Source organism: Myxacorys sp., assembly GCF_059501405.1.
In genome coordinates this window covers 42,268-56,670 of sequence record NZ_JCACCM010000184.1, presented here as the reverse complement: position 1 = coordinate 56,670, position 14,403 = coordinate 42,268, and the positions used below count along the sequence as shown (strand labels likewise).

Annotated in this window: 8 protein-coding genes; 3 read left to right on the top strand and 5 right to left on the bottom strand. The window is 46.6% G+C overall.

Annotation, left to right across the window (positions count from 1 at the left end):
* Positions 1 to 113: 113 nt before the first annotated feature.
* Together cpcG2 and cpcG4 are read left to right on the top strand one after the other, a co-directional pair.
* Entirely contained in the window at positions 114 to 857 is a 744-nt protein-coding gene (gene cpcG2 / locus AC5I6P_RS25720; RefSeq protein WP_495696624.1) for a phycobilisome rod-core linker protein CpcG2, read from the top strand.
* Between the two features lie 102 nt (positions 858 to 959).
* Positions 960 to 1,715: a phycobilisome rod-core linker protein CpcG4 gene (cpcG4, locus tag AC5I6P_RS25715; protein ID WP_495696623.1), complete on the top strand. Its 756-nt coding sequence runs from the start codon at positions 960 to 962 to the stop codon at positions 1,713 to 1,715.
* Between the two features lie 512 nt (positions 1,716 to 2,227).
* On the opposite strand, the gene AC5I6P_RS25710 is transcribed toward cpcG4, so the two are convergent.
* The 5 genes from AC5I6P_RS25710 to AC5I6P_RS25690 form a co-directional block, all read right to left on the bottom strand.
* On the bottom strand, positions 2,228 to 8,281 hold the full coding sequence (locus AC5I6P_RS25710; protein ID WP_495696622.1) for a hybrid sensor histidine kinase/response regulator: 6,054 nt from the start codon (positions 8,279 to 8,281) through the stop codon (positions 2,228 to 2,230).
* A 220-nt stretch (positions 8,282 to 8,501) separates the two neighbouring features.
* Positions 8,502 to 11,216 carry a methyl-accepting chemotaxis protein gene (locus tag AC5I6P_RS25705; protein WP_495696621.1) on the bottom strand — a complete coding sequence of 905 codons (2,715 nt, stop codon included), beginning with the start codon at positions 11,214 to 11,216 and terminating at the stop codon, positions 8,502 to 8,504.
* Positions 11,217 to 11,525: 309 nt separating this feature from the next.
* Entirely contained in the window at positions 11,526 to 12,056 is a 531-nt protein-coding gene (locus tag AC5I6P_RS25700; protein ID WP_495696620.1) for a chemotaxis protein CheW, read from the bottom strand.
* 11 nt (positions 12,057 to 12,067) lie between these two features.
* Positions 12,068 to 12,433 (bottom strand): response regulator transcription factor, encoded by a 366-nt coding sequence (locus AC5I6P_RS25695; RefSeq protein ID WP_495696619.1) that lies wholly within the window; start codon positions 12,431 to 12,433, stop codon positions 12,068 to 12,070.
* 137 nt (positions 12,434 to 12,570) lie between these two features.
* Entirely contained in the window at positions 12,571 to 13,824 is a 1,254-nt protein-coding gene (locus AC5I6P_RS25690; RefSeq protein ID WP_495696618.1) for a response regulator, read from the bottom strand.
* A 400-nt stretch (positions 13,825 to 14,224) separates the two neighbouring features.
* Between AC5I6P_RS25690 and AC5I6P_RS25685 the strand changes: the two genes are divergently transcribed.
* Entirely contained in the window at positions 14,225 to 14,383 is a 159-nt protein-coding gene (locus AC5I6P_RS25685; protein ID WP_495696617.1) for a hypothetical protein, read from the top strand.
* Positions 14,384 to 14,403 lie beyond the last annotated feature (20 nt).

Genomic DNA, 14,403 nt, shown 5'->3' with positions numbered 1-14,403 from the left:
AGGATAAGGGATGAATTGTACTCCTACAGCATCACATCTCTTCTTTCATCCCTCATGACTCCTTGCGTTAGTGTTGCCGAGAGGCATCCTTCATCCCTTACCTTTTACGCCTTATGCCTATTCCTCTCCTTGAGTACAAACCGTCTTCGCAAAATCAGCGCGTCGAAGGTTACGAAGTTCCGAGTGAAGATACGCCCTATATCTATCGTCTAGAAGACTGCGCGGATCAGAGCGATATTACGGCTCTGATCTGGTCAGCCTATCGTCAGGTCTTTAGTGAGCACGTGATTCTCAAGAGCAATCGTCAGACCAATTTAGAGTCCCAGCTTAAGAATCGGACGATTACTGTTCGCGATTTTGTTCGTGGCTTGGCGAAGTCTGAAACGTTTCGCCGATTGGTGATCGAAAAGAATTCTAATTACCGTTTGGTTGATCTAGCGTTGAAGCGATTGCTTGGTCGTGCGGCATACAACCAAGCAGAAGAAATCTCTTGGTCGATCAAGATCGCCACCTTGGGATGGGATAACTTTGTTGATGCGATCGTCGATAGTGACGAATACTCACAGTCGTTTGGCGATAACACGGTTCCCTATCAGCGCCGTCGGTATAACAATCGCCCGTTTAATCTCGTGACTCCAAGCTATGGTGACTACTGGCGCGATAAAGAAACCGAAGGTCGCTACAAGTGGGGTGACATCTCTAACTTCCGCGATATGGCGCGATCAGTGACCGTGAATCCAGTGCAGTATCAGCCTGTATCCACGGCCAACATTGCCATTCCTGATATGACTCGCGATCGCGTTGCCCCTGGAACAGCAGCCTCAATCAGTACTGGCTCTAATTTTCCGTTGCGCTAAGCGTAACGGTTGCGTCCTCGACGCGAGATAATAGTGTGACGTGGATGATACATCCATTCTTCAAAACAGACTTACCTTATTTATTACGGGGGAGATTCTGGCATGGCATTGCCCTTACTCGACTATAAGCCCACGACTCAAAATCACCGAGTCAAGAACTTCGGCAAGGTGGATCAAAACGAAGATACGCCCTATATCTACCGGCTGGAAGACATCGGTTCTTCAACCGAAATGGAAGCGCTCATCTGGGCGTGTTATCGGCAAGTGTTCAGTGAACATGAAACGCTAAAGTTTAACCGTCAGATCACATCTGAAACTCGCTTGAGAAACGGTTCGATTACGGTGCGTGGATTCATTGCTGAATTAGCAAAGTCTAGCCGGTTCTACAGCACTGTTGTCGAAGTCAACAACAATTATCGCTTGGTGCAGATTTGCCTCAAGCGTTTCTTGGGTCGTGACTCTTATAACAAAGACGAAGAGATCGCTTGGTCAATCAAAATTGCCACCAAGGGTTTTAAGGGTTTTGTGGATGAGTTGCTCAATAGCGAAGAATATACGGCAGCGTTTGGGGAGTACACGGTTCCCTATCAGCGTCGTCGGATGGAAGGTCGCCCGTTTAATCTGGTGACGCCTCGCTATGGCGAAGACTTCCGCGAAACGGCTGGAACGGTGAAGACCGACTGGCAGTTTGTGGTGAAAAACTTCTCTGCTAAGAAGTTCCAAGAGCGTCAGTTGGCAGAAGGCGATCCTCGCAAGTATCGCGATATGGCAGCTTCAGTGTCGAACAAGGGCAACTACGCTCAAAGTGTCTCGGCATCTAGCATCGACTACCTGAACAAAGTGCCTCGTCGGAAATAACGAGACATTCTTATCGGTTCAAACTTGGGTTTGATTTCTATTTATATTGCGTCGCGGAGTCATTCTGCGATCGCGATGTAAGCAGAGATCAAACCCAAATTTTTTGCTTAGAGCACTAATCTGCTCCCATCTTCTATTTTACTCTTAAGAAAGAGTTGAATGAGGTAATTCTGTCTTTATGGTTAGATTAACTTTCATAAATTTGATCTCTCCCATCTTCTATTTCACTCTTAAGAAAGCGTTGAATAAGGTAATTCTGTCTTTATGGTTGAATTAACTTTCATAAATTTGATATATGTCTATCGCCATAGGAGTTAAGATGCAGCCTCAATTGCTTGCATCACCTTCTGACGCAAGTCGTAACTGTAAGCTTTTGCGATCACGGGGGACCAAACTCCTATGGCGACAGCTATAAAGTGCAGCTTTGCCACCCAAAAAAGGAGATAGTTATTAAACTATCCCCTACCAAATTCCACCCAAATTCCACTGAGATTAATTAATCTTGAGGGAAATTAGCCATTGCTAGCAAGCAAGACTTCACCTTTCAGCATTCGTTGAGCAGCATCCAACAGAGCCTCTTCTAAGTAGGGCTTAGTAAAATATCCACTAGCTCCCAATGATGCCGCCATTTGCCGGTGACGATCCGCCCCGCGTGAGGTCAACATCGCGATCGGTAAGTTGCTCAAGTTGGGGTCTTTCTGAATTCTCGAAAGGAATTCTAATCCATCCATTCTTGGCATTTCGATGTCGCAGAACACAATATCACACGGCAATCCTGACCGTAGCTTCTCCCAAGCTTCCTGACCATCGCGAGCTTGCTCTACTCGATATCCAACCTTGTTAAACGTCATTGAAAGCAATTCGCGCACCGTAATCGAGTCATCCACAATCAGAACCATTGGCTCCGTCTTAGTGGTAATCGTTTCAGTCACACCTTGGGCTGCACCTTGATCCCACATGCTGCCGACATCTCGACGGATACGACCGAGAGAGAGATCAATCAGTTCCAACACATCTGCGATCGGCATAATCCGACCGTCTCCCAGAACGGTTGCACCTGCTACTCCCACTGGCTTTGGCACAGGGCCTTCGAGTTGCTTAATCACAATTTCCTGTTCGCCCAGCACCTGATCCACTTGGAGGGCCAAGTAGTTGCCTGCACTTCGTAAAATCACGATCGATACCATGTCATCGTCTTGACTCCCGCCATAAACCGTGCCTCGGCTGAGATGACGGCTGTAAGCGAGAAGCTCGTTGAGTGGACGAACAGGCAGCATGACATCCCGCCATGAAATAGAATGTTGTCCTTCAGCATTAGTTTGAAGACGCTCCTTGGGCACATCCAGCATGTCTTCAACACCGTCCATGGGGAAGGCAATCCGCGCGCGATCGCTGATGCAGCAAAGTGCCTTAGAGATACTAAGCGTCAACGGCAACCGGATCGTGAATGTCGTTCCCTTACCCTGCACAGAATCTGTATTAATTGCGCCGCGAATCTCGCTTAGGCTCGTTCGCACAACATCCATACCGACTCCACGCCCTGAGAAGTCATCCGCCTGATCTTTCGTGCTAAAGCCAGGATGGAAAAGCAAATCGTAGATGTCTAATCGAGACAGAGTTTGAGCTTCTGCCGAGGTGATTAAGCCCTTCTCGATCGCTTTTATTTTCACCCGCTCAATATCAATTCCAGCCCCATCGTCAGAGACCGAAAGTACCGTTTGGTTACCTTGGTGAAAAGCACGAATCGTAATTTGTCCCGTTGGAGCTTTTCCTGCCCGTTGTCGCACTTCCGGGGATTCGATTCCATGAGTAATGGCGTTGTTTACCAGATGGGTCAGAGGATCGTAGAGATGCTCCAAAATCATCTTGTCAATTAGCGTATCTCGACCGTCAATAACCAATTCGGCTTGTCTACCGCACTTCATCGCGATATCACGCACAGCACGAGGCAACCGATCCGCCGCTTGCGCAAAGGGAACCATTCGAGAGCGGGTCAATCCTTCCTGAAGCTGGGTTGTGACTTGCCGGAACATACGAGTCACTTGATCGGTTTCATCGACGATGAACTCAATGTCAGACGCCGATTCCCGGACTCTCACAATTAGTTCAATCATCTCTTGAGACAGAGAGTGAAAGCCCGTAAAGCGATCCATTTCTAGAGGATCGTACTCTACCCCAGTAGGACTTGTGTCATTACTATGACGCTCAGGCGAACCAAACGGCGCGCGATGATGTTGACGACTGGCTAACAAAGAGCTTTCGAGCAGCGATCGCTCATACAAATCTTGCATCCGTTGACCAACATCACTTAGCTGCTGCACCTGATACAGCAGGTTATCCAGCGATTGCCTCAGGCGTTCTTGGTCTTGCTCTAAGCTATTGCGATTGACAACGAGTTCCCCGACAAGGTTGCTCAGATTGTCGAGGTGTTTCACCGGAACTCGCATAGTCTGTTCGCTTAGTCCCTTAGTAGGACGAGGCGCACGACGTCCTGATGAAGCGACAGTTCGACCTTTGACGGCTGGAGAGCCTCCCATCGCGTTGTTGGTGTCCTCCAACATCTTCTCTAAATCATCAAACTCTGTATCTACCTCAGAAGACTCGATGAAGGAGGTTTGTGAAGTTACTGACGCATCAGGTGCATCAGACAGAAGCAACTCTAGATCCGCAAAGTTGTCAAAGTCGTCCTCGGCTGCCAGGTTAGATGCTGCAAGGTCGTCGTTCAGGAATACATCAAGGTTATCGAAGGAGCTGGTCGCCTCTAGTAACTGATCGAGATTATCTAAATCGTCCGTTGTTGGCGAACCAGAGTTCTCGAACAAGCCTTCATCTAACAAACTATCTTCATCCAGCAGACTATCTATATTTAGAGCATTTAGAGCATCAAGTTCTACCTCATCTGAGGCTGACGCTGATAGCTCCTGCTGTGGGATTAGGTTATCTAAAGAAGTAGTTGCTGCCTCTGCAATTTCAGCCTCTACAAGTGGATCAAACTCCTGCTCAACAGCATCACTAGGAGCATCATTGAGCAAGCTCTCTAGGTCTTCGAGACGATCAGGGGCTTCTGTAGATAACTCCAGATCGTCTAAGCTCAGCTCCAAAAGTTCAGAGTCTACATCATCAATCTTTAAATCTGTACTTAGATCCGGACCCTCAAAGTCTAAATCACCACTTGCTAAACCTAAAGATGGCTCTTCCAGATCTAGACCCTCAAACTCTAAGTTCATACTAGAGTTGTCTATTGAATAGGCCACCTCATCTGTACTCAGATCCAGACCCTCAAAGTCTAAATCATCACTTGCTAAACCTAAAGATGGCTCTTCCAGATCTAAACCCTCAAACTCTAAGCTGGTACTAGAATTGTCTATTGAATAGGCCACCTCATCCAAACTGTTCAGGTCAGATTTATGCAACAGTTCATTTTGAGTATCTGAAGGGAACGCCACTTCTTCAGGCGTTTCGCTCAGAGAGAAGTCTAGGTCTTCTAGATTGGGAAAAGAAGCATCCCCAAAAATCTTTTCAGAACTTTCGGGAACATCAGCCATTAAGCTGCTTAAGAAGTCATCATTCAAAGAAAGCTCAGTGCTAGAAGTCTCCTCTGACGGAGGTATCTGTTCTAAAAGCAATGACTCATCTAGACTGAATAGCTCATCAATTTCGGTTGATTCTAAACTTAATAAACCGTCAGGGTTAGCAGATAGCTCTTCTACATCTATTTCCAGAGATTCTATTTCTACAGCATCGAATAAATCAGACGGAGCTTCTATGTCTAGCTCAACTGTCTCTAGCTCAACTGTTTCGGCAACCAGCGAATGTGAATTGTTAGCTTCTGGCTCTACTGTCTCAAAATCATCATCGAGTAGTCCGCCTAGTTGCTCCGCCAAGCTAGAAGTGCTACCAAACTCATCATTAACCAGACTTTCAGTTTCAAATAACCCATTTAGCTCTGTTGGAGAAAACTCTATTTCTAGTGAATCTGGCCCTAGGGCAGAATTCAGCGTAACGGTTTCATCTATCAAGTCATCTAAATTATCTAAACTAACTGTTTCTGAAAAATCATCGTTTAGCCCTTCTACTTCTAAATCGAGTTCCACTAGCAAAGAAGCTTCTGTGTTGGTTTGATTCAGTAACTCGTCTACACTATTTGGATCGAGTGTTTCTGAATCTAGAAGATGATTATCCAAACTCTCCAAGTCTAGTGTGAAATTTGTCTCAGCATCAGGATGAACACCCAAAGATCGTTCGTTGGACAACTCCACTAATTCATCAAGCTGTAAATTAGAAAGCTGTAAATTAGATTCTGCACTCAGTAAGTTATCTATTGAGCTGAGCTCGTCTAAGCTTAGTGAGAATTCTGATAAATTTTCTGACTCACGCTCTACTTGTTCTTCTGTGAATGCAGACTCGATTAGCAGAGCATTATCTTCTAAGACAAAATTCAAAAGATCTAGCGGATCAAATTGTCCTGTCTCTGTTTCAACTGATGTCTCAACTGAATGAGTCACTTCTAGGCCAGCATTTAGGTCATCTAAAATTAGTTCATCTAAATCATTCGCATTTTGAGCATCTGCGTTTTCAAAAGGAACGTTTAACTCCAAATTTTCTAAATCGAAAAGAGAACTTAATTGAGTATCGTTCCATGGATCGCTCAAGTTCGAGATATCTATAGAACTGCCCTCAGAGATAGAGTCTGAGATCGCAGACCCCATCAATTCATCGATTGAATCACTCTTCTCAAAAACGGAGTCAACCTCTGAGTTCTCAAAAGGAGTGAGATTTTCTTCCAAACTGTTGAATGCATCAAGTGAAGCTTCAACATCAACATTGACGGGCAATGCTTCAAATAACCCACTCAGGTCAAGCTCATTAAGAAGAGAGTCGCTTGAGAAAGAATTATTCTGCAAACTATTAACGGCATCGAACGTTAAATCACTCTCGTCTAACCCTGCAAATAATTCACCGAGATTGGTGAGCGAATCAGACGTCTCCTCTGTCTCAAGTTGAGCAAATTCCACATCTAAGCTATTAGGATCAAGCTCTACTGCATCAGACGCTGCTGAATCTGCTGAAATACTGTCACTTAAGGCGCTGATATCTACTGATAAATCTTCACCTGTGGCCAGCATTTCAGACGACGGCACAGACAGTTCAAAACTATCGCTTGTTGCGTTAGAAGCATCAAAAGCTTCTAGTAAAGCGTCTCCAAACAAACTACTTAAATCGTCATCTGAGCCGGCCAATGTAGCTTCGTTAGTGACAGGTGTATTAAATAATAGGTCTGAAAAGTCGTTTGTGTTCCCATCAAATCCATTAGAGCCATCAGGCTCAGAGCTGGCAGGAGCAGCGCTAATCACTTCTTCCTTCTGCCAAGTTGAGCCTAGATCTGGAACTTCTCCTTCAAAAAGGTCAGCCAAACTGTTCAACTCTGCCATACCCATTTCTGGTCCATTGCGATTGGCTTCACCAAGCGCTGAGGGATCGCGCAGTGTTTCACTGACTTCATCAGTACTAACAGAGGCAAAATCGGATAGGTCAAACAGACTATCAAAATTCAAATCAGCCGATTCTGCATCAGCAGGCGTTGTTGCGGCCACATCGAACTCGCTAAGGTCCAGCGTAAAGGAGTCAGCCTCCGCCAAATCGAAGTCGCTGAAATCGAGTTCGTTTGTCGCTTCTAGACCATCTGCTATGGCGAAGAAGCTCGCCAGATCCGAATCTACTGAGGATTCGGTTTGAGCTGGAACTAACGCTTGTAATTCACTGCTAGGAGCAATTTCCTGTGCTCGTCCCAGAAGTACTAAATCCTGCGCCTGCTTAATGTCCTTCAGAACAATAGGTGCTAGGGATCGATAAGAATTTTCAGAGTGCGCGATCGCTAGTCGGGTCACTTCTAGCAAATTGATCCACTGCGTTAAGCCAAACGCTTCGCCTAGATCCCTCAAACCCTGGCAGAAATCTTGTAAGCGATCGCGACCATCCGACAGCATTTCTGCCTGCCGAAATAATTGCAACATCTCCCGTAATTGCATTGGAACATCAGTTTGAAAAATCAACACCAACGCATGAGCGTCCAACTGTGTTTCAGCCTGGATGATAGTTTCTCGGTCAGCACTGGGTCGTGACGGCTCTAATGTTGCCGCCTGACGTTCTAGCAACGTAAAGTATTGGCTAAGTTCTTCAAAGACGGGCTGAGCCGCTGTCATTGCCTCATCTGCGGCTTCATCTGTCAATCCGGCTGGCGTTGGCAGTTGCTCTAACAACGCTTGCAACGTGTCAAAAACCTGTAATAAAAGAGTTTCTAGCTTTTGATCAGGCTTGATTCTAGGTGTTTCCTTTAAGATTTTGAAATAGTCTTCGAGGCGATGGGCAGTCTTTTGGATGCTGCTTAACCCCAACATAGCCGCTCCCCCTTTCACAGAGTGGGCTGCTCGAAACACCTCATTCACCATTTCTGGATCGTCAATGGTGCTTTGCAGATTCAACAAACCCTGCTCAAGGGTATTGAGGTGGTCTTTTGCCTCCTCAATAAAGTAGCCCATGATTCGCTGCTGTTGTTCCGGCTGCATTGCAATGTCCCTTTCGTTAGATTGAGTGATCTCCGTCGGACCGTCTCCGTACGCGATGGAGCAAAGGTTTCAGAAGATGGATGACCTTTCCTAGAGGTGCGATCGCTGGGATAGATCATCCTATTGCTTAGACTCGATGCTCTGCGAAGCAATCAAATTCTAAGTTGTTGGCTTTACTGTAGCCGACGAATCCTAGATGAATGCACAAATTCTTCTGAATCTAGGATTGTTTTCGCTCGATCGTCTCAACGCGGAACCGCTCGACGGAGGTCAGCAGGTCGCGGGCCACCCCAACAAGACCCTGTAGCGACCCCGACACCCGCTGTGCTTCCTGAGATGTTTCTTGAGCAGTCAGTTCTACCGATTGCATCACCTGAGACACGGCTCGTGACGTTTCCGTCTGCTCTACCGTATCAGCAGTAATAGAACGGACAAGGGTGTCAATCACGCTAGAGACCTGAATAATGTCTTCTAGCGATCGCTTGGCTTGTTCTGCTAGTCGAGTTCCCTCAATCACCTGTTGGGTTCCTTCTTCCATCGCCGTCATCACCGACCCGGTTTCTCCCTGAATCTGCAACACAATCTGTTCGATTTCTTTGGAGGCCTTAGCGGCGCGGTCAGCCAGTTGACGCACTTCATCGGCGACGATTGCAAAGCCTCGTCCCGCTTCTCCAGCTCGTGCCGCTTCGATACTGGCATTGAGTGCCAAGAGATTGGTTCGGGAGGCAATTTGCGAGATCAATGCCACGATTTTAGAGATCTCTTGAGAGGACTCCGCTAGACGCTTCACCTTTCGAGTCGTTTCAGCCACCGTTTCACGGATTTCTAAAATACCCGCTACAGTGCGTTCTACGGCTTCACCCCCCTTAAGAGCAGTTGAGGAAGCGGTTCGAGCGACTTCTTCTGCCTCACGAGCGCTTTCCGCCACCCGTTGAATAGAGTCTGTCATCACTTGAACAGAATTCAAAGTCACCGCCAGTTCTTCCGCTTGTCTCAACGCATCAGAAGACAAACTCCGAGCAAATGTTTCATTCTCCGTCGAACTCTTGCTGACTTGACGGGCAGCTTGCTTCACCTGTTGCACAATTTCACGAAGGTTCTGAATGGTTAAATTAAACGAATCTGCTACTGCACCTAAAACATCGGCAGTAACTTCCGCCTGAACCGTCAGATCACCTCGTGCAGCGCCTTCTACATCATCTAGCAAGCGAATGACTTGACGCTGCAAGTCTTCTTTAGCTTGCTCTTGTTCCTCTGCCTTGCGCTGGGCTTCACTGGTCGTGGTTAAAATGACCCGCGCCATCTGGTTAAACTCAGTTGCCAGCCCGCCCAATTCATCTTCTGAATAAACTGTCGCCCGAGCATTAAAGTTTCCTTGGCAGACCGATTCAAACTGACTCTTAAGATCATGCGTCGATCGCTTCATTTGCCTAGCCGTCACCTGTCCAACCGCTAAGGCAGTGCCGCCTGCACACACTCCCCCTGCCAGTGCCATCAAAATTCCAGTGGTTCGGAGCTGTGAAACCACCGCCGTATTATTTTGCTGAGTAGCAGAATTTGCCGAAACAAAACTAACGGCTGCAACAGCAACGGCTGAAACTATTCCCGATGCCAGAGCAGTAATAATTTGCTTAGAGGCAAACGAAGCATTTTCTAACGGAGCTAACCAACCTTGTTCAACTGTAGGAGTGGGTTCACTCGTCTGATGTTCCAATTGAGTAAAGCTTGGAATCTGTTCGCTAGTACTCGCAATATTAAAAAGTTCATCTTCTCGAATTGTGGAAGAACGCTCATCCTCTCCAAAATCAATATTTGCTCCCTCGGGAGAGGTAGCAATGCTGCTAGAAAACCCAAATCCACTGCTGACAGAGGGACTCGTAAAGCCAGCAGAATCTTCAGACAAGTCAAAGTCAGACAGGTTGCGTATGTCATCAAAATCGTCAAAATCATCAAGGAAGCCTGTGTTGCCTTGATTTTGATCTAGATGCGGCGCAGAGCTGCCACCATTCCTACTACCCGAATTGCTGTAAAACGCGCCGAGGTGATTCTGCCCAACAGATGCGTCAGATTCAGAGCTATTAGGTTCATCATAGAAGTCAGGACCTCCCATAAACAAAGTGTCTTCACCCATCGTTCGCGGGTTGAAATTCATGCCGTTGGAGGAAGGAGCTTCAGGCGGTTGAGAATGGTTAAATGCGTCGGCTTGCGGTGTAAAAGATTGAAAGTCGGCGCGATCGTCTTCCTCTTCAACTGCAAAAATACTATCAAACTCTTCTAAGACCGTTGCAGCGCCGTTGCTATTATGAGCGGCGTGAATCGAATCCCCATCAAACGAGAACTGGTCCGCCTTCCCATAAGTTACGTTCGCCTCAGAGATCTGAGCAGAGGAATTTAGGGCGAACGGATCATCTATTGCTTCAGATTCTGTTGGCGTCTTTTCATTGTGATGGGAAAATGGATCGGCAAAAGGAGATTCGCTAAATAGAGCAGACTCCTCCGACTCAAACGGGAGGTCGTCCAATACAAAATTCTCGTTTAGAAAACTAGACTTTGAGAAAGCGTTGTCCGACGCTGTTGCAAGGTGATCGAATGCATCATGATCTGTTTCCAGATCACTATTGGAGTTATCGGACAGATCAAAGTCATCGGATAGATCATCGGTGAATTGACCCGCATAGGCTAAACCACTGTTGGCATAGTCTACAAATTCCGGATCGGACGTCAGAGCTAACACAGACTGGTACTGCTCTTGTGCCACCTTATATTGCTGAAGACCATAGCAGTAGATATGCCCGCACAATAGCCGCGCGCTTGGTTCTTGTGGATAGTCGTTGACCAAGCGATCGACGAGTTGAGCAGCCTCTTGATACTTGCCCTGCATATAGGCGCGTTCTGCCTGTTGATACTCTTGGGCAAATTCAGTCTCTCGTGCCATGTGCCTCCTCCTGCATGTACGCCGTTGTGCCAAAAGCTTGGCTACAAAGATTTAATAAATTACAGAGCAATTTTGAAAAAATGAGCAGTGAGTGTAAAGTGAGAATGATACATCTGAATAAGAATCAGTGAGCGCTGCGTCTGTCGAAAAAACAATTCTCCAGAGAGCTGGAAATAAGAGTTTGACCTCAAGTGGAATAGAAATCCACCGACTTGAACGCAATTATCCTTAAGACAGCATTCCCAGGTTTCTGGAGAAAGCGATGATTAAGCTTGATTCTACGAAGAGTTTTTGATTTTAGAGCAATTCTCATGCTGCCCACCGCGCCGAGCGCAAAATAGCAACTTGATCTAGCAACCGCAAAAATTGTTTGTTCGCCTCATTCATCACCCATTCCCCTCGAAGAAAGGGTGAGACACTATCCGGTACTGCGGTTGGTAGTTGTACATTCTCAACATCAAGCCATTCCATTCCAACAATGCGATCGACGGCTAAACCGAGCATAATATCTTGATCTTCGATCGCGATGACAGAAATCTCAGGCTTGTCCGTGTTCAACGGAACGGCATCGCCTAGAAATTGACCTAAATCTGCCACCCATACGACCCGTCCACGAACATTTAAGGTTCCGAGTAGGAGAGGCGAAACGTTGGGAACAGGGGTAATGCGATCGGGAGATGGAGAAAGCACCTCTCGAATTCCGGTAGCAGGCAACGCAAATTCAGTTCCTGAAGAGGTATAAAATCGTAAATGTAATTCTCCCTCTGGACTTTCAAGTTCCTGAAATTCGGGTGCTTGATCTTGCCCTCTACCCGTTAAGAAATCTGGATTTCCGACCATCACACCTGTCTTTAACCTCGCAACAACTGCTTGACTGTGCCGACTAGCTCGGTCGGCTGAAAGGGTTTTGCAATATAGGCGTCTGCGCCTTGCTTCATGCCCCAATAGCGATCGAACTCTTCACCTTTTGAGGAACACATCACGACAGGGACTCCCTGAGTTTTGGGGTCTGCCTTGAGTCGTCGACACACCTCATACCCGTTCATGCGGGGCATCACGATGTCCAGTACCACTAAATCAGGGCACTTTCCTTGAATGTGTTCCAACGCTTCAACTCCATCAGCGGCGACGGTCACTGTTAATCCACTGCCTTTCAGCAGATCCGTAATCATTTCCCGTTGCGTGACGCTGTCTTCCACGACCAGAACTGTACTCATAACCCCTTACCTGCTTGCTGGCTGAACCGATGCCGGGAGAAATTGACTCTAGTAAACCGAAACGTCGTAACCTTAACGTACCCTCGAACACCCACTTAATCTGACATCTGTAAAAAAGAACTTTGTGCAGTCTTGCTTTAGGTGATATTTAATTTAAGTTCTTCTAGATCGTGAGTGGCTGGATGATGTGGATCAGGGGGTTCCGGTTGCCCTTGTCCGACATATTTCTCTACTAGCATCAAAAGTTCGCTCTTCCCAAACGGTTTTGTTAAATAGTCGATTGCGCCTACCATGCGGGCTTTAACCCGATCGATAAAGCCATCTTTGCCCGTTAGCATGACAATTGGTGTTTGTCGAAATGCGGTGGACTGATGCAACATAGCACAGAGTTCATATCCATCTAATTCAGGCATTGATATATCACACAAAATAAGATCGGGCTTGAGTTGAAATACGAGACTTAGCGCTTTTAGAGGATCATCAATGGTACTGACTTCATATCCGTGCTGATCGAGAATATACTCGACTGCTTTGCGAACGGTGGCTCCATCGTCAATACACACAACTCGTGGAACTCGAGCCGCCCGCCGCCCACCTAGAGAAGGGCGATTTGCTCCAGATTCTTCAGATGAAGGGTGCGTTAGCTGCAACCATCCCCGTTGCACATAGGGATAGATTGCCCTTGCGACTGTTAAAATATCGCGGTTTAGGTAACGTGCAATTTTGCGAAGAGAGGTTTGCCCGTTGGCATAGCGATCGAGAGTCTGAAAAGTGGTTTCTGGCAGCGCTTCTCGCAGCAGAACAGCATTAGCAACTACTGGGCATTGATCTGGCGACTGCAGATGGGGCTGTAGCTGCTTCCATTCCTGCACTTGCTTGATGATGTTTGTGAGTAATGGCGCAATTTCTAAAGTAGTTAGTTGAGGGGTTAACGGCGTGCCTAATTCAAACGTGAATGATCCTTGGGGCAAGCTCAACAAGTCAAACAGAGTTTCATGAACCATGTTTTGAAGAATGCTGCGTCCCTGGGCAGGAGTGAGGAGATGGGCTTCTAACAGGGACCACAGGTAACCATATTCAGGAGTGTTGAACGGCGCGATCGCAGAAGCAACCGCCCGATTGAGCGTCGTTTCTGCCTTATAACGGCGTAAATAGTCTCTGAGGCGCGACAGATCACTTTCTGTCTCACCAGCATAAATTATTTGTCCATTGAGAAAAAATATGAACCAGGAAGGAGTGGACTGAGGCAGCCGAATGTCTGGAGATACCAGCCCGCCGAAACTAGAACTGCAAGTTGGATATCCCTGCACAAATAGTTCACCTGTACGCTGACCGAGTTCGATCAGTTGGAGGATACTACGAATATCAATCTCACTCAACTGTCCCTGCATTTAGTTCAACCATTTTCTAGAACGTAGATTTGCACTCAACACGATGTTGCTCTTGAAGGAATTACGTTTTTCAAACTGACTCGACTAGTTTTTTGTAGCATTGGCCTTAGCCGTTCATCATGCCAACCTAGAAACGGTGCAACGCTAAAGTCGCATCATCGATTTTCCCTAAAAATAGAAATTAGGAATGGACGCTCAGCAGGAACCTAATTGCCCAAACATTGTATCCACTAAATTGATTAAAATGACAAACTTTACTTAGGTTTGCTGAATACCTCAGAAATTATTACTAAAGAACAAGTGAAGAATTAGGGCTAAAGATCAAATCCCATTTAATAGTTTGGTGGGAACAGCGATCGTAACAATCCAAAACTCGCCACCTCGACTCAGCAATCGGTCAATGTATCTATCTAAACTCAGTAAAGCGATTGGAATGGGACAAGCCTGGGCATACTTTGAGGAGAAGGACTTTGCCCAACCCATCGATTGCACTTTACAAGCCGTTGAATTGCAAGCCGTTGAATTAAGTTACAACGTGCAGCTTCTTAATCGACAGTAAGAATGATGTCGTCAGCAGAA